The sequence below is a fragment of the Streptomyces sp. NPDC045968 genome, from assembly GCF_056430475.1.
Window position 1 is genome coordinate 44,988 of record NZ_JBWKLF010000006.1, and the last position, 15,722, is coordinate 60,709.

The window sequence follows — 15,722 nt, forward strand, 5'->3', positions numbered from 1 at the left end:
CGATTGGCGCGCCCGCCCGGTCCAATCACCGACGCGATGGCTGGGCCACTTTCAGGCCGCGGTCCAGTGCGGGTCGCGTCCGCTGGCGGCGAGAGCCCGGTCGAGGACGGAGGCGTCGGCCGGCACCGTCACCTCGCCGGCGAAGCCGTCGTACTGCCGGTAGAGCGCGGCCGAGCCCTCGACGGTCTCCAGGAGGTACGCGGCCGCCCCGCCGGAGAGCCTGAGCTCCTGCCCGGTGGCCCGCGCCACGTCCCAGCTGTGCAGAGCCGTCTCCTCGATGAGCATCGCCGCGATCTCGGCCGCCGGGGACGGCGCGCCGCCGAGGTCGATGTCGCCTTCCCAGACCGCCGGGTCCGACCAGGCGGCGACGGCCCGGTCCAGCTGGGCCGCGTAGCTGTCGGCCCAGTCGGGGTCGGCGGTGAAGTCGCGGGCGGTGAGTTCCTCGGGGAGCGTGGTGCGCAGCGCGCGGTGCTCCAGGCCGTGCGAGGTGTACAGCACCCAGTGGTTGACGAGGGCGCGGACGTCCCAGCCGGCGCAGGGCGTGGCGGAGGCGTCGAGCTGTGCGGGGCTGATGGTGCGGGCGATCCGGGCCGCCTCTGCGGCGCATTCGACCATGTGTGCGTGCTCGTTCTTCATGCCGTCACGCTATGCGCGGGCCCGTGTCGGGTCTTGAAAAAACGCGACAGGGGCCCTCGTCGTCAGATCTCGGCGAACGGATCGTCGACGTACGGTGTGGCCTGGTGGAAGTAGAGCAGCCAGCCGGCCTCGGTGCGCCGCCACAGGGAACTGCGGTGGGAGTGCAGGCCCTTGGACTCCGTGTCGAAGGTGAGGTGCACGAAGTCGGCGCAGAGCTGGACGCCTTGCATCCGTGACGCCGTCAGCGGACCGGGGCTCGGGGCGTCGGCGGCGGTCAGCGCGGCGATGATCGAGTCCCGGTTCCAGAGCCGGCCGCTGGTGCCGATCTCGCGGAACTCGGCGTGGAGCAACGAGACGAGGAGTTGCGAGGAGGCACGGACCACGGGGTCGAGGAGGCGCAGCTCTCCGTCGATGGCCGCGGCCACGGCGGGCGACGGTTCGGTCACGTGTTCATCTCCACTGGTTCCACGGGTCCTACAGGGGCGTTCTGGCCACGCGCGTCGTCGTGGTCATGGGCACACCATAGGACGATGTTCCCGGCACGGGCGACCGCCGCGCCCCGTGGGGGAGGGCACGGCGGCCGCGGATTCGGTGCGGCCGGGCGGCGGCGGCTGCCGGCCGCCGCCCGGCCTGTGCTCGCCGGCCGGTTACTCGACGACCTTCAGCAGCTTGTTCGCCGTGCCCTCGGTCGCGTTGGTGATGGCGTCGGGGGTGGCTCCCCCGGTCAGCGCCGCGGCGACCTGCTCCGGGGTGGCGTCCTGGTGTCCGCCCAGGTAGACGGCGGCGGCGCCGACGACGTGGGGGGTCGCCATGGACGTACCGGAGATGGTCTTCGTACCGTTGTCGCTGTCGTTCCACGCCGACGTGATGTCGGAGCCGGGGGCGTAGATGTCCACGACGGAACCGAAGTTGGAGAACGACGACTGCTCGTCGTCCACCGTGGACGAGGCGACCGTGATGGCCTCCGGGACACGGGAGGGCGAGCCCTCGCCCGCGTCGCTGGACTCGTTCCCGGCGGCCACCCCGAAGGTGACACCGGAGGCGATGGCCTTCTGCACCGCGGCGTCGAGTGCCGGGTCCGCGCTGCCGCCGAGGCTCATGTTGGCGACGGACGGGCCCTTGTGGTTGGCGGTGACCCAGTCGATGCCCGCGACGACCTGCTCGGTGGTGCCGGAGCCTGCGTCGTCGAGCACGCGGACGGCCACGATCTTCGCCTTCTTGGCGACTCCGTGGGCGGCCCCCGCTATGGTGCCGGCCACGTGCGTGCCGTGGCCGTTGCCGTCGTCGGCGTTGCCGTCGTTGTCCACGGCGTCGAAGCCGGAGGTGGCGCGGCCCTCGAAGTCGCCGTGCGTGACGCGGACACCGGTGTCGATGACGTACGCGGTGACGCCCTCGCCCGCGGCGTCCGGGTAGGTGTACGCCTTGTCACCGGCGGTCGCGGCCTGGTCGATCCGGTCGAGCCCCCAGGACGGCGGGTTCTCCTGAGTGGCGTTGATGGTGAACTTCTTGTTCTGGACGACCTTGGCGACGGCCGGGTCGGCGGCGAGGCGCTTGGCCTCGGTCTCCGAAAGGCCGCTGGCGGAGAAGCCGTTGAGGGCGGACTTGTAGTTCCGCTTGAGCGTGCCGCCGTACTCCTCGGCCAGCTCCGCCTTGTCCGCCTTCTCGTCCAGCATCACGATGTAGCTGCCGGAGACGGCGGTTGCCGCGTCCGCGCCGTAGACCGTGCCCGTCGCCGGGGCCGGTGAGGCTCCCGCGAACGAGGTGGAGAGAAGGGTGACTCCGGCTGCCGCTGCCACTGCGGTGATCGCGGCGGTCAGCTTGGTCCGGCGTGCGCGCTTGTGAATTGCCATGAAGAGGGAGCTCCTCGTCATTCTTTGTGGGGGGATTGGCCCTCGGCCGGAAGATCTCCGGGGGCTGGCTCGAAACCCTGACCGATTGACACGCTCAGATCAAGACCTTCATGCAGCTGTGACTTACTCAACAAGGTTTCGTAATAAAAAATCGGCCACGCCCGACCAAGTCGGACACGGCCGCCAACTAGCGCTATGTGTAGGGGGCTTGTACAGCGAAGGCGGGGTGTGCCCCCTCCGCTCCCGCGGAGAGGGCGCACCCACGGCCTCGGCGCGGGGCATCAGGAGACGGCTTGATCACGCCCATGCATGGGAGTCACACGGGCAGTTCGGCCTCGATGAGGTCGGCCGCCCGCCCGGTCCCGCCCTCCTGCGCCATCTGTGCCCGTATGGCGGCGGCCCGGTCCGTCACGCTCGGATCGTCGACGATCGCGAGCACGGCCTCGCGCAGGGTCACCGCGTTCGCCTCCTCCATCGGGAGGTGCCGGGCGACGCCGAGCGCCTGGAGCATGTCGGCGTTGCCGAACTGGTCGACGGCCTGCGGAACGGCGACCATCGGCGTGCCGGTGGCGAGCCCCTCCTGACTGCCGCCCGCGCCCGCGTGGGTGACGAACACGTCCGCCTGCCTGAGCACCGCGAGCTGCGGCACCCAGGAGCACACCTCCACGTTGGCGGGAACGTCCCCGAGTTCGGCCGGGTCGACATGGGCGCCGATCTGGAGCACGACGTGCCAGCCCGGCAGATCACCGAAGGCCTCGACGCAGTCGCGGTAGAAGACGGGCTGCTTCGTGAACGAGGAGCCGAGGGAGACCAGCAGCACCTTCTCGGCCCCGGCCGGGCGATGCCACTCCCCCTGGTCGGCGCGGTCGCCCTGACACGCGCCGACGAAGGTGTAAACCGTGCGGTCCACCCGGTCGGCGTGCGGCTGGAGCGCCTCGGGGATGAGGACGAGCGCGCGGCGCGGCCTGGCCACGAAGTCGTCCGACGACACGTCACCCAGGTCGTTCCCGTCGAGCCAGGCCGCGAAGCGCGCGTAGTAGGCCCGGCCCCGCTCCGTCCGCCTGAGCGCGGCGGCCATGGGCTCGCCGACCTCCTCCTCGTATCCGTCCCAGGGGACCAGGTTGGGCCAGAGGGAGACGGCGGGGACGCTCCAGCGGTGGGCGAGGACGCGGGCGGGATAGGAGGTGATGTCGTGCAGGACGAGGTCCGGCTCGTCCCCGTCGAATGCGGCGGCGAGCTGGGGCAGCGCCTGGACGGCGTCGTTCAGGAACGGTTCGACGTGGTCGATCGGTTCGGTGCCCCAGGCATCCGGGTCGTCGTCGGTGGGCAGCACCGAGGTGTAGAGCACCGGCTCGGCTCCGGCGGCCGCGACCTTCTCGGCGAAGGCGGCGGGGATGGCGTAACTGACGCGGTACCCACGGGCGACGAGCTCCCGGATGACTTCGAGGCTCGGGTTCACGTGCCCGTGGGCGGCGATGGAGAACATGGCGATGTGGGCACGCGGCGATTCCGTCATGTGCTCACCTTAGGTGAGACGAGACGTCTCGTCTACGGTATTGCGTGGGCCGCTCAGCGCTGGTAGCGGGCCAGGACCCGGTTGCCGTCGTCGACCAGGCGTTTCCTCAGCTCCTCGATGCCGATCGCCCCGTTGTAGAACTCCTGGAGAGCCGGGGTCGCGACCTTGTCCTTCCATTCGGGGTAGCCGCGCACGGACTGGGCGGGCGCCGGGCGCAGCGCCTTCGCCAGCGCGGTGCCGGTCGCCCAGCCGTTCTCGGTGGTGTGCAGGGCGGGGTCGGCAAGGGCTTCGGTTCCGGTCGGGAGCATCCAGTCGCCCTTGGCCAGCCGGACCATGTTCGGGGGGCGCAGCAGGAAGTCGATGAACCGCATCGCTTCCTTCTTGTACGGGCTGTCCTCGGCGACGGAGAGGGTCTGCGGGCTCACGCCCTGGGCGAGTCCGGCCGAGCCGGCCGGGGCGGGCAGGACCGTCCACTCGAAGCCCTCGGGCGCCTGCTCGACGATCTGCTGACGGTAGGCGAAGCCCAGCGGGACCATGGCGTACGTGCCGCCGAAGAATCCGGGAAGGGTGTCGGAGCCGCCCATGCCCAGGGCCGTACGGGCGGCGCTGTGGTCGGTGCCGACCTGGTCGTGGATGGTTGCGGGGACCACCTGGTCGCCCTCGTCGAAGCGGATGGTCACCTTGCCGTCCGCGTCCCGGTGAAAGAGCTGGCCGCCCGCGGAGAGGCCGAGGTTGAGGGTGACGGAGACCGGTTCCTTGAGCGGCCAGGCGACCCCGTACCTCCCCTTCTCCGTCAGCTGCTCGGTGACCCGGCGGAACTCCGGCCAGCTCCACGGCTTCTCCGGGGTCGGGACGCGGACCCCGGACGCCTTGAGGATCCTGGTGTTGGCGATCAGGACGCGGGGCTCCTGGAGGAACGGGACGCCGTAGACACCGCCGTCGAACGTGGTGGTGCGCCAGGACTGCTCCGGGATGTCCGCGATGAGCCGGTCCGGCAGGAGGGTGCGCAGGTCGGCGAGGTAGCCGCCGTACGCGAAGTCGGCGAGGTCGTCGGACGCGTCGTGGATGACGTCGGGCGCCTCGCCGCCCTCGAAGGAGGTGAGCAACTGGTCGTGGACGTTGTCCCAGCTGCCCTGGACGTAGTCCACCTGGATGTCGGGGTGGGCGGCGTTCCACTCCTTCACCAGCTGCTTGTTGGCGTCAACGGACTCCTTCTGCCAGGCGAGGGACTGGAAGCTCAGCCTGATGGTGCCGTTCGCGTCCCGGCCGTCCCGGTCGTCGGCACAGCCGCTGAGCAGCAGGGTGAACGCGGTGGCCGCCGCTGCGGCGGCCCGGGTGAGTGCGCGCATCAGCTCTTCACCGCCCCGGCCGTCATGCCACCGGTGATCCGCCGCTGGATGACGGCGAAGAGTACGAGGGAGGGGAGGGTGGCGAGGAAGGCGGCGGCCGCGAGCGGGCCGAGGTCGGCCACACCCTCCGCGCCGAGGAAGTGGGTGAGTACGACCGGCAAGGTCTGCTTCTCCGGGGCCTTGAGCAGGACGAGGGCGAAGAAGAACTCGTTCCACGCGGTGACGAAGGCGAACAGCGCGGTGGCGACGATCCCGGGCGCGAGCAGCGGGGCGACGACGGAGACCAGGGTCCGCAGCCTTCCGGCCCCGTCGACCGAGGCCGCCTCTTCCAGTTCGGGCGGCACGGCGCGTACGTACCCCGCCAGCATCCACAGCGCGAACGGCAGCGACCACACCACGTACACCAGGATCAGCCCCCACAGCGAGTTGATCAGATGCAGGTTCTTGAGGATCAGGAACAGCGGGATGATCAACAGGACGAACGGGAACGCCTGGCTGACCACGACCCAGCCGGTCGCGGCGGTCGACAGCCTGCCCCGGTCGCGGGCCATCACGTACGCCATGGGGGTGGCGATCACCACCGCGATCAGGGCGGCGGAGACGGCCGCGATCAGGGAGTTGCCCGCGGCCTGGAGCAGGGGCTGTTCGTCGAACGCCTGGCGGAAGTTGTCCAGGGTCGGCTGGCCGGGAATCCAGGTGGGGTGCAGTGAGCCCAGTTCGCGGGCGGGTTTGAGGGCGGTGGAGACCAGCCAGGCGAACGGAAACGCCAGGAACACGAGGTAGCACAGGAGGGCGGCGTACTGCCCGGCACGGGCGGATCTGCTGGTACGGAGGCTCACGTGTCCTCGCCTCCCCTGAGACGGCCGACGAGATAGCAGGCGAGGATCACGGAGATCACCGCGACCATCACACAGCCCATCGCGGCGGCGTAGCCGAACTGGCCGTAGCGGAACGCCTCTTCGTACGCGAAGAGCATCGGCAGGCGGGTGCGGCCACCGGGGCCGCCGCTGGTCAGGACGTAGACCAGCGCGAAGGAGTTGAAGTTCCAGATGAAGTTGAGTGCGGTGATGGAGAGGGCGACCGGCTTGAGGGCCGGCCAGGTCACCGTACGGAAGCGGCGCCAGGCCCCCGCGCCGTCGAGAGCCGCCGCCTCGTGGAGTTCGTGCGGGGTGTTCTGGAGGCCGGCGAGCAGGGCGACCGTGGTCTGGGGCATGCCGGCCCAGACGCCCACGACGATGACGGCGGGCAGCGCGGTGGCGAGGCCGGTGAGCCAGTCCCGGCCGTCCCCGAGTCCGAGGTCGCGGATGGTCTCGTTGAGGATGCCCGCGTCGGGGTTGTAGACGAGCCGCCACATGATGCCGACGACCACTTCGGGCATCGCCCACGGGATGATCGCCAGTGCTCGTGCCAGCCAGCGCATCCGGAGTTCCTGGTTGAGCAGCAGGGCGAGGCCCAGCGCGAGCACGAACTGCGGGACGGTCACCCCGACCGCCCACAGCAGGCCGATCCGGAACGAGTCCCAGAACAGTGTGTCGTGCAGCAGGTCCTGGAAGTTGAGGCCGCCGATCCACTGGGTGGAGCGGGTGCGCCCGGACTGCGCGTCGGTGAAGGCCAGCGCGATGCCGTAGAGCAGCGGTCCGACGCTGAGGACCAGGATCGGGATCAGGGCCGGGAGCACCAGGAACCAGGCGGCTCCGTCCCGTCCGGCCCGCCGGTCCCGGCCGGGCTGTCTCCCGCGTGGACCCTTGTGCCCGGACCGCTCCGTTGCGGTCGCCAGTGTCACGGATTCGACCCCTTTGCTCCATTGCATCGGATTCATTCCGGTCTGGCCGCCCAGGTGGCCTCCGCCATCGTGCTGACGGGCCCTCCGTTCGTCAAGGTGGCCTGCGGAGATGCGAAAATCGTGAGCATGGACGAAATGGGTGCGCGCGAGGTACTGAGCGCCGCAGGGCTGCCCGGCGACGCGGAACTGATCGCGCTGGGCGAGAACGCGGTGTTCGCCGCCGGCGACCTGGTGGCCAAGGTCGGCCGGGACGCCGTGCTCCACCCGGAGCTGCGGGAGCGGGCCGAACGCGAACTGGCCGTCGCCCAGTGGCTCGCCGCGTCGGGCGTCCCCGCCGTACGGGCCGCCGAGCCCGGGGCGCGGCTGGTCGACGGCCACCCGGTGACGCTGTGGCACCGGCTCCTGCCTGCCGTCCGCCCCGCCGAGCCGCGCGATCTGGCGCCGCTCCTGACCCGCGTGCACGCGCTGGGCGCACCGGAGGGTTTCGTGCTGCCGCGCCGTGAACTGCTCGGTGGTGTCGAGCGCTGGCTGATGCTGGCGGGCGACGCCATCGATCAGGCCGACGCCGACTTCCTGCGCGAGCGCCGCGACGCCTTCGCGGCGGCGGCCGCCGCCCTGACCCCGCGTCTGCCGCCGGGCCCGATCCACGGCGACGCGCTCCCGCGCAATGTCCACGTCGGTCCGGACGGACCGGTCCTGGTCGATCTGGAGACGTTCTCCACGGATCTCCGGGAGCACGACCTGGTGGTGCTGGCCCTGTCCCGCGACCGCTACGGCCTGCCCGCCCCGGCGTACGACGCGTTCACGGCTGCGTACGGCTGGGACGTGCGGGAGTGGGACGGCTGTGCGCTCCTGCGCGGCGCCCGGGAGACGGCGAGCTGCGCCTGGGTCGCGCAGCACGCCCCGGCGAACCCGAAGGCGCTGGCGGAGTTCCGCCGGAGAGTGGCCTCGCTCCGCGACGGCGACGCCGAGGTCCGCTGGTACCCGTTCTAGAAGGTCACCGCGTCGCGGATCAGGGGGCAGGTCATGCAGTGCCCGCCCCCGCGGCCCCGGCCGAGCTCGGCGCCGACGATGGTGATGACCTCGACACCCGCCTTGCGCAGCAGCGTGTTGGTCTGGGTGTTGCGGTCGTACGTGAAGACCACGCCGGGCTCCAGGGCGACCGCGTTGTTGCCGCTGTCCCACTGCTGGCGTTCGGAGGCGTACACATCGCCGCCCGTCTCGATGATCCGCAGCTCCGGCAGCCCGAGCGCCTTGGCGACCACGTCGACGAAGGGGCGTGATCCCTCGTCGGTGATGTCGAGTCCGGGGGCCTTGTCGCCCGGTCGCAGCGAGAAGGTGTGGACGGCGTCCATGATCGCCGGGTAGAGCGTGACGATGTCGCGGTCGGCGAAGGTGAAGACGGTGTCGAGATGCATCGCGGACCGCAGCTTGGGCATGCCCGCCACGACGACGTGCTCGGCCGCCCCGTTCGCGAACAGGGACTGGGCGACCTGGGTGATGGCCTGGCGAGAGGTGCGCTCGCTCATGCCCATGAGGACGACGCCGTTGCCCACCGGCATGATGTCGCCGCCCTCGAACGTGGCCTGGCCCCAGTCCCGTTCCGGATCGCCCCACCACACGGTGGAGTCCATGAAGTCGGGGTGGAAGAGGTAGACGGCCTTCATCAGGAGCGTCTCGTCGTGCCGGGCGGGCCAGTACAGCGGATTGAGGGTCACACCGCCGTACAGCCAGCAGGTCGTGTCCCGGGTGTAGAGGGTGTTCGGCAGCGGCGGCATGAGGTATTCGCGGACACCGGTGGACTCCCGGACCAGCGCCACGTAGCCGGAGCGGAATTCGTCCGGCAGGTCGGTGGTGGCGAGGCCGCCGATCAGGTGCTCGGCCAACTGGCGCGGGGTGAGCGTCTCCAGGAAGGCGCGGGTGTCGTCGATGAGCCCGACGCCGACCTCGTTGGCGGTGATCTTCCGGTCGAGCAGCCAGTCCCTGGCCTCGGGGACCGCCATGGTCTGCGCGAGCAGATCGTGCAGCTCGACGACGTCGACGCCCCGGTGCCGGAGCTTGTTGACGAAGTCCGCGTGGTCGCGCTGGGCGTTCTCGACCCACATGACGTCGTCGAACAGCAGGTCGTCGGCGTTGGTGGGGGTGAGGCGCCGGTGCGCCATCCCGGGCTCGCAGACCAGGACCTTGCGGAGCCGGCCGACCTCCGAGTGGACGCCGTACGGTGTGGTGGCGGTGGTGGTGTCGGGGCTTGTCACGGTGTGCCTTTCCGGAGTGGCTCGGGTGGCGGCGCGGCCGGTGGCCTGAGCGGTCAGAGGCTGATCCAGCCCGCGGCGAGGGCGACGACACCGAGGACCGCTCCGGCGACGGAGACGGCGAGGATGACGAGCTCGCGCGGGGAGAACAGCTGCTTGCCCTGCTCCCGCCTGGCCATGACGAAGAGGATCGTGGCCGGGGCGTAGACGATGAAGGAGACGAGGACGAACTTCAGACCTGCCGCGTAGAGCAGGAACGCGGTGTAGAGCGTCGCGATCACGCTCACGGTGAGGTCGCGCCGGCGGCCGGCGCTCGCGTCGTCCTCCTGGGGCCTCAGCATGATCCTGACCGCGAAACCCGCGGCGAGCAGGAACGGGATCAGGGTCAGGGCACTGGTCAGATCGAGCGCGAAGTTGAACGCGTCGTCGGAGAACAACGTGATGACCAGTACGACCTGCGTCAGCACCGTCGTCATCAGGAGCGCGGGCAGGGGAACGTCGGCAGCGGTGGCGCGGCGCAGGAACCGGGGCATGTCGTCGTCCTTCGCGGCGACGAACAGCACCTCGGCGGCCATCAGCGTCCAGGCGAGGTAGGCCCCGAGTACGGAGACGATCAGGCCGACGCTGACGAAGACGCTGCCCCAGGCGCCGACGGCGGATTCCAGGACGGCGGCCATGGACGGCTGTCGCAGTTCGGCCATCTCGCTCATCGGCATGATGCCGTACGAGACGATCGTGACCGAGGCGAAGACGGCGAAGACGCTGAGGAAGCCGAGGACCGTCGCCCGTCCGACGTCCTCCCGCCGTCTGGCGTGGCGTGAGTAGACGCTGGCGCCCTCGACACCGAGGAAGACGAACACCGTGGCCAGCATCGTGCCGCGCACCTGGTCGAAGAGGGAGCCCGCGTAGTCGGCGCCGGCGAAGTTGTCCGCGAAGACGTCGGCCTCGAAGGAGAACAGGGCCAGGAGGACGAAGACCAGGATCGGCACGACCTTGGCGACCGTCACGATCCTGTTGATCGCCGCTGCCTCCTTGATGCCCCGCCGGATGAGGAAGTAGAAGCACCACAGCCCCACCGAGGACAGCGCCGCCGCGAGCAGGGTGTCGCCCTCGCCGAGCGCCGGCCAGACCGCCCCGACCGTCGACATGATGAGGACCCAGTAGGTGACGTTGCCGACGCAGGCGCTCGCCCAGTATCCGAACGCGGCGAAGAAGCCGAGGTACTCGCCGAATCCGGCCTTGGCGTAGGCGTACACGCCCGCGTCGAGCCGGGGCCTGCGGATCGCGAGCGCCTGGAAGACGAAGGCGAGCATCAGCATGCCGGTGCCCGCGATGGCCCAGGCGATGAGGGCGCCGGCGACGCCGGTCTCCTGGGCGAAGCGCCGTGGCAGCGAGAACACGCCCGCACCCACCATCGATCCGACGACCATCGTGGTCAGCGTCAGCAAGGTCAGTTTGGCCGCGGCCGGGACTCGCGCGGCCGTGTCGGTCCCGGCGTCAGCGTGGCTCATGTCTTCCCTCGTCGGTGCGGCGTGTTCCGGGCACGGGGAAGGACGGCCGACAGACAGGGGGAGCGTGACACGGGTCCCCGTCAGGAGGCGGCTCGCATCTGCCGCATCGCCCATCCAACGGGAGTGAATCTACGCCGTGAAGCGCTATTTGCCCCTTTTGCGGGCTTTGGTGGTGTGTATTTCGCCCGGATACGAGGCCGTTCCGGGCAGGCCGTTACTCAGCCGGCCACGGGCGTCGGCTCACGCAGCGGCCAGCGGCCGTCTATCACCGCGTCGGCCGTGCCCTTGCGGCGCAGGAACTGCTGGAAGTCGGCCGCCCACTCCGCGTACCAGCCGATCTGGCGCTCGTGCAGTTCGGCGGGGGTCAGCTCGGCCACCGAGCCGTGCCGCCCGGCTATCGCGTACGCCACGCGCACCGCGGCGAGCGCGTCCGCGCCGGCGTCGTGGGCCCCTCCGTGCACCACCCCGTACTCGACGCAGACCGCCTCCAGCGTGCGCTTCCCCTTGCGGTAGCGGTCGACGGCACGGTCGATGGTGTACGGGTCGACGACCGGGCCGATCCCGGACCCGCCGAGCCGGTCGCTCAGCGACGGCAGTCCGTGGCGCCGCAACTCGGCCGTCAGCAGGGTCAGATCGAATGCCGCGTTGTACGCGACGACCGGCACGCCCCGGTGCCAGTACTCCACGAGGGTCTCCGCGATCTCGTCCGCCACCTCGCGCACCGGCCTCCCCTCGGCCGCCGCACGCTCGCTGCTGATGCCGTGGATCGCCGAAGCCTGCGCGGGAATCAGGACGCCCGGATCGGCCAGCCAGGTGCGCTGGCTCAGCGGCTCGCCGTCCCGGCCGCCGACCGCGACGACCGCCGCGGTCACGATCCGCGCCTCCTGCGGTTCCGTACCCGTCGTCTCCAGGTCGAAGCCGACCAGCGGCTCCCTGTGCCAGACCATCCCGTACCTCCTACGTGGTGCTCTCCCCCGAATGACGACCACCATCGCACGCACCACTGACAACGCTTCCGAGTGGTGTCCCCGAAGGCACCCGGACGTCTCAGGACACCGGCCGGGAGTCCGTCCAGACCGCCTCGAACTCCTCGCGGTACGTCTCGAAGAGACCGTGCTCGCTGTCCTGCCCCGCCCGGACCACCGCGCGGCCCCCGCCCCGCAGGACCAGCACGGGAGCCTCCATGCCGCGAGCGCGCCGCAGATACGACTGGACGACCCCGACCGCGTCGGGCCCGTCGCCGTCCACCAGATAGGCCGTGAAGCGGGGCGTCTCGTCGAAGACCTGGATCTCGAAGGCCCCGGGGTCGCGGAGCCTGGAGCGGACCCGGCGCATATGAAGGATGTTCATCTCCACCGAACGGCTCAGCTCGCCCTTCTTCAGCCCCAGTTCCCGCTCACGGCGCTTGACCGCGCTGCTCGCCGGATTGATGAAGAGCAGCCGGACCCGGCAGCCCGATTCGGCGAGCCTGACCAGCCGGCGGCCGGAGAAGTTCTGTACGAGCAGATTGAGCCCTATCCCGATCGCGTCGAGGCGGCGCGCCCCGCCGAACAGATCCTCGGCGGGCAGCTGGCGCTGGAGCCGTACGCGGTCGGGGTGGACGGAGACCACGTCGGCGTACCGGTCGCCGACCAGTTCCTCGACGGCGTCCACGGGCAGCCGGTCGGCGGACGGCACGGCGGCCCCGCTGCCCAGGATCTCCAGGAGGCGCGCGGAGGCCCGCTCGGCCTGGGCGAGGACCGCCTCGTTCAGCGCGCGGTTGCGGGAGACGACGTTGCGCGCCACCTCCAGCTCGTCGAGTGCCAGCTCGACATCGCGGCGGTCGTCGAAGTAGGGCTCGAAACAGGGCCAGTGCTGCACCATCAGTTCCCGCAGCTGCGGGAGCGTCAGGAAGCTGAGGACGTTGTCGTCGGCCGGATCGAGCAGATAGCCCTTGCGGCGCGAGACCTCGCGGACGGCGACGGCCCGCTGCACCCACTCCTGCCCGGCGGGCCCAGCCGCGGCCACCACCCAGTCCTCGCCGTGCACGGGCTCGTAGATGGGCCGGAGCACCGCGGCGACGACGGCACGCAGCCGCTGTTCGACGAGATTCAGCCAGATGTAGGCGCGCCCGGCCCGCTGGGCGCGCGTACGCACCTCGCTCCAGGCGTCGGCTCCCCAGTCCAGCTCAGCGCCTATCTCCATGGGCTGCGCGAGGGAGACCGCCCCTGGCGGGGCATCCGTCGATTCCCCCTCGTGACCTGGGCCACCTGGGGGTAGCTCGAAACCTCCCGAGCTCACCCGCGTACCGCCTTCCACTCCCCCACCAACGATCAAGGAAGGGTACTCCGCAAGGGTGAGCCGGTGCAGCCCGATGCGCAGGCTGCTTCCCCAACTGCCCTGTAAATCAGGCCTGTTCCTGATGGCGAGATCGGGTGGAGTGAGCCGATTCATAGTGATTAGGAACCCTGCCCCCGATCCCCCGGCGCACGGTACGGCGCACGGGGCGCACGGATTCCTGTCCGGGGCGGCATCGAAGTGCCCGATGTTGACAGCACCGGCCGACGTCCTAGGCGCACGCCCAACTTTCGGGGAGTATCGGGACGAAGACCCCGCAGCACCCGGATCAGAAGTGGAAGAGTCGATCTATGCAGGTCTGGCCGGGACAGGCGTATCCCCTCGGCGCCACCTACGACGGCGCCGGTACCAACTTCGCGGTCTTTTCGGAGGCCGCCAACCGAATCGAGTTGTGCCTCCTGCACGACGACGGTTCCGAAACGGCGGTGGAGCTCAGGGAAACCGATGCCTTCGTCCGGCATGCCTACCTGCCCGGTGTGATGCCGGGTCAGCGGTACGGCTTCCGGGTGCACGGACCGTACGAGCCGCAGCGCGGGCAGCGCTGCAATTCGGCGAAGCTGCTGCTCGACCCCTACGCGCGGGCGGTCTCCGGGAAGATCGAGTGGGGCGAGGCGGTGTACGGCTATCCCTTCGGCCGGCCCGACGCCCGTAACGACCTCGACTCGGCTCCGCACACCATGAGCTCGGTGGTGGTCAATCCGTACTTCGACTGGGGCGACGACCGGCCGCCCCGCACGGACTACCACCGCACGGTGATCTACGAGGCCCATGTGAAGGGCCTGACGATGCTGCACCCGGGGCTGCCGGAGGAGCTGCGCGGTACGTACGCGGGGCTGGCGCACCCGGAGGTCATCGCCCATCTGACCGAGCTGGGCGTGACGGCGATCGAGCTGATGCCGGTGCATCAGTTCGTCCAGGACCACCGTCTGGCCGACGCGGGCCTGGCCAACTACTGGGGCTACAACACCATCGGTTTCTTCGCCCCGCACAACGCGTACGCCTCCTGGGGCGACCGCGGCGAACAGGTGCTGGAGTTCAAGCAGGCCGTACGGGCCCTGCACAAGGCGGGCATCGAGGTGATCCTCGACGTGGTCTACAACCACACGGCCGAGGGCAACCATCTCGGACCGACGCTCTCCTTCCGGGGCCTGGACAACGCCTCGTACTACCGGCTGGCCGACGACCAGCGGTACTACATGGACACCACCGGGACCGGGAATTCCCTGCTCATGCGGTCGCCGCACGTCCTGCAACTGATCATGGACTCCCTGCGGTACTGGGTGACCGAGATGCACGTCGACGGCTTCCGCTTCGACCTGGCGGCGACCCTGGCACGCCAGTTCCACGAGGTGGACCGGCTGTCGTCGTTCTTCGACCTGGTGCAGCAGGACCCGGTGGTCAGCCAGGTCAAGCTGATCGCCGAGCCGTGGGACGTGGGCGAGGGCGGCTACCAGGTGGGGAACTTCCCGCCGCTGTGGACCGAGTGGAACGGCAAGTACCGCGACACGGTGCGGGACCTGTGGCGGGGCGAACCACGGACGCTCGCCGAGTTCGCCGGGCGGCTGACGGGCTCCTCCGACCTGTACCAGGACGACGGCCGGCGACCGCTCGCCTCGATCAACTTCACCACCTGCCACGACGGCTTCACCCTGCACGACCTCGTCTCGTACAACGACAAGCGCAACGACGCCAACGGCGAGGGCAACCGGGACGGGGAGAGCCACAACCGGTCCTGGAACTGCGGTGCCGAGGGCGAGACCGACAACAAGGAGGTCCTGGAGCTGCGCAACCGCCAGATGCGCAACTTCATCGCCACGCTGATGCTGTCGCAGGGTGTCCCGATGCTCAGCCACGGGGACGAGTTCGCCCGCACGCAGCACGGCAACAACAACGCCTACTGCCAGGACAACGAGCTGGCGTGGGTGCACTGGCCCGACCCGGCCGCCGCCCGTACCGCGGACGGCGAGGAGGGCGAGGAGGGGACCGAGGACGGCTCCGGTGCGGACACCGGGCTGCTGGAGTTCACCCGCACGATGGTGTGGCTGCGCCGCGACCATCCAGTGTTCAGACGCCGGAGGTTCTTCCACGGCCGGCCGGTGGAGGGCACGCACGACGAGCTCTCCGACATCGCCTGGTTCACCCCCGAGGGGCAGGAGATGACCCAGCGGGACTGGCAGGCCGCCCATGCCAAGGCCCTGACGGTCTTTCTGAACGGGCACGCGATCTCGGAGCCGGGTCCGCGCGGCGAGCGGATCTCCGACGACTCGTTCCTGCTGATGTTCAATGCCGGCGCCGACACCCTGGAATTCGCCGTTCCGGTGGATCACGGCCGGCAGTGGCAGATCGTCGTCGACACGGCCCGCCCGGACGGTGTGCCACCGGGCACCGGGCCGAAGGTCTCGGCGGGTGAGCGGGTCACGCTGATCGGGCGCAGTCTGACGGTCCTGAAACGCACGGCCTAGCCCAGGACGGGCCCCTCCGGCGGACG

13 protein-coding genes are annotated in these 15,722 nt (G+C 70.3%); 2 read left to right on the forward strand and 11 right to left on the reverse strand.

The window, feature by feature from the left end:
• Positions 1-51: 51 nt before the first annotated feature.
• From AC07FA_RS18545 to AC07FA_RS18575, 7 genes are all read right to left on the reverse strand, one after another.
• Positions 52-636, reverse strand: coding sequence for a TIGR03086 family metal-binding protein (locus AC07FA_RS18545; RefSeq protein ID WP_479076682.1), 585 nt, complete (start codon positions 634-636; stop codon positions 52-54).
• Between the two features lie 62 nt (positions 637-698).
• Entirely contained in the window at positions 699-1,082 is a 384-nt protein-coding gene (locus tag AC07FA_RS18550) for a nuclear transport factor 2 family protein (RefSeq protein ID WP_479076683.1), read from the reverse strand.
• 201 nt (positions 1,083-1,283) lie between these two features.
• Positions 1,284-2,486 (reverse strand): S8 family peptidase, encoded by a 1,203-nt coding sequence (locus AC07FA_RS18555; RefSeq protein WP_479076685.1) that lies wholly within the window; start codon positions 2,484-2,486, stop codon positions 1,284-1,286.
• 316 nt (positions 2,487-2,802) lie between these two features.
• The gene (gene mgt, locus AC07FA_RS18560; RefSeq protein ID WP_479076687.1) at positions 2,803-4,002 is read right to left on the reverse strand and encodes a macrolide-inactivating glycosyltransferase; all 1,200 of its coding nucleotides are present in this window, start codon (positions 4,000-4,002) and stop codon (positions 2,803-2,805) included.
• Positions 4,003-4,055: 53 nt separating this feature from the next.
• Positions 4,056-5,351 (reverse strand): ABC transporter substrate-binding protein, encoded by a 1,296-nt coding sequence (locus tag AC07FA_RS18565; RefSeq protein ID WP_479076689.1) that lies wholly within the window; start codon positions 5,349-5,351, stop codon positions 4,056-4,058.
• Entirely contained in the window at positions 5,351-6,190 is an 840-nt protein-coding gene (locus AC07FA_RS18570) for a carbohydrate ABC transporter permease (protein WP_479076691.1), read from the reverse strand. The genes AC07FA_RS18565 and AC07FA_RS18570 overlap by 1 nt, the downstream gene beginning before the upstream one ends.
• Positions 6,187-7,161: a carbohydrate ABC transporter permease gene (locus AC07FA_RS18575; RefSeq protein WP_479076692.1), complete on the reverse strand. Its 975-nt coding sequence runs from the start codon at positions 7,159-7,161 to the stop codon at positions 6,187-6,189. The genes AC07FA_RS18570 and AC07FA_RS18575 overlap by 4 nt, the downstream gene beginning before the upstream one ends.
• A gap of 99 nt (positions 7,162-7,260) precedes the next feature.
• Here AC07FA_RS18575 and AC07FA_RS18580 point away from each other — a divergent pair, with 99 nt between their 5' ends.
• Positions 7,261-8,127 (forward strand): phosphotransferase enzyme family protein, encoded by an 867-nt coding sequence (locus tag AC07FA_RS18580; protein ID WP_479076694.1) that lies wholly within the window; start codon positions 7,261-7,263, stop codon positions 8,125-8,127.
• Here the strand turns inward: AC07FA_RS18580 and AC07FA_RS18585 are convergent.
• The 4 genes from AC07FA_RS18585 to AC07FA_RS18600 all read right to left on the reverse strand — a co-directional run bounded on the left by AC07FA_RS18585 (position 8,124) and on the right by AC07FA_RS18600 (position 13,177).
• Positions 8,124-9,389, reverse strand: coding sequence for an arginine deiminase (locus AC07FA_RS18585; protein WP_479076695.1), 1,266 nt, complete (start codon positions 9,387-9,389; stop codon positions 8,124-8,126). The genes AC07FA_RS18580 and AC07FA_RS18585 overlap by 4 nt on opposite strands.
• 53 nt (positions 9,390-9,442) lie before the next feature.
• Positions 9,443-10,897, reverse strand: coding sequence for a basic amino acid/polyamine antiporter (locus AC07FA_RS18590; RefSeq protein ID WP_479076697.1), 1,455 nt, complete (start codon positions 10,895-10,897; stop codon positions 9,443-9,445).
• Positions 10,898-11,115: 218 nt separating this feature from the next.
• Entirely contained in the window at positions 11,116-11,844 is a 729-nt protein-coding gene (locus tag AC07FA_RS18595; protein WP_479076698.1) for an exonuclease domain-containing protein, read from the reverse strand.
• Positions 11,845-11,944: 100 nt separating this feature from the next.
• Positions 11,945-13,177 carry an SAV2148 family HEPN domain-containing protein gene (locus AC07FA_RS18600; protein WP_479076699.1) on the reverse strand — a complete coding sequence of 411 codons (1,233 nt, stop codon included), beginning with the start codon at positions 13,175-13,177 and terminating at the stop codon, positions 11,945-11,947.
• Between the two features lie 347 nt (positions 13,178-13,524).
• Here AC07FA_RS18600 and glgX point away from each other — a divergent pair, with 347 nt between their 5' ends.
• The gene (gene glgX / locus AC07FA_RS18605) at positions 13,525-15,696 is read left to right on the forward strand and encodes a glycogen debranching protein GlgX (protein ID WP_479076701.1); all 2,172 of its coding nucleotides are present in this window, start codon (positions 13,525-13,527) and stop codon (positions 15,694-15,696) included.
• Positions 15,697-15,722 lie beyond the last annotated feature (26 nt).

Bases quoted from the DNA above. Each gene is read 5' to 3' on its own strand.
- AC07FA_RS18575 (WP_479076692.1), bottom strand. From the start codon at position 7,161: ATGCAATGGAGCAAAGGGGTCGAATCCGTGACACTGGCGACCGCAACG.
- mgt (WP_479076687.1), bottom strand. From the start codon at position 4,002: ATGACGGAATCGCCGCGTGCCCACATCGCCATGTTCTCCATCGCCGCC.
- AC07FA_RS18595 (WP_479076698.1), bottom strand. From the start codon at position 11,844: ATGGTCTGGCACAGGGAGCCGCTGGTCGGCTTCGACCTGGAGACGACG.
- AC07FA_RS18590 (WP_479076697.1), bottom strand. From the start codon at position 10,897: ATGAGCCACGCTGACGCCGGGACCGACACGGCCGCGCGAGTCCCGGCC.
- AC07FA_RS18580 (WP_479076694.1), top strand. From the start codon at position 7,261: ATGGACGAAATGGGTGCGCGCGAGGTACTGAGCGCCGCAGGGCTGCCC.
- glgX (WP_479076701.1), top strand. From the start codon at position 13,525: ATGCAGGTCTGGCCGGGACAGGCGTATCCCCTCGGCGCCACCTACGAC.
- AC07FA_RS18545 (WP_479076682.1), bottom strand. From the start codon at position 636: ATGAAGAACGAGCACGCACACATGGTCGAATGCGCCGCAGAGGCGGCC.
- AC07FA_RS18565 (WP_479076689.1), bottom strand. From the start codon at position 5,351: ATGCGCGCACTCACCCGGGCCGCCGCAGCGGCGGCCACCGCGTTCACC.
- AC07FA_RS18555 (WP_479076685.1), bottom strand. From the start codon at position 2,486: ATGGCAATTCACAAGCGCGCACGCCGGACCAAGCTGACCGCCGCGATC.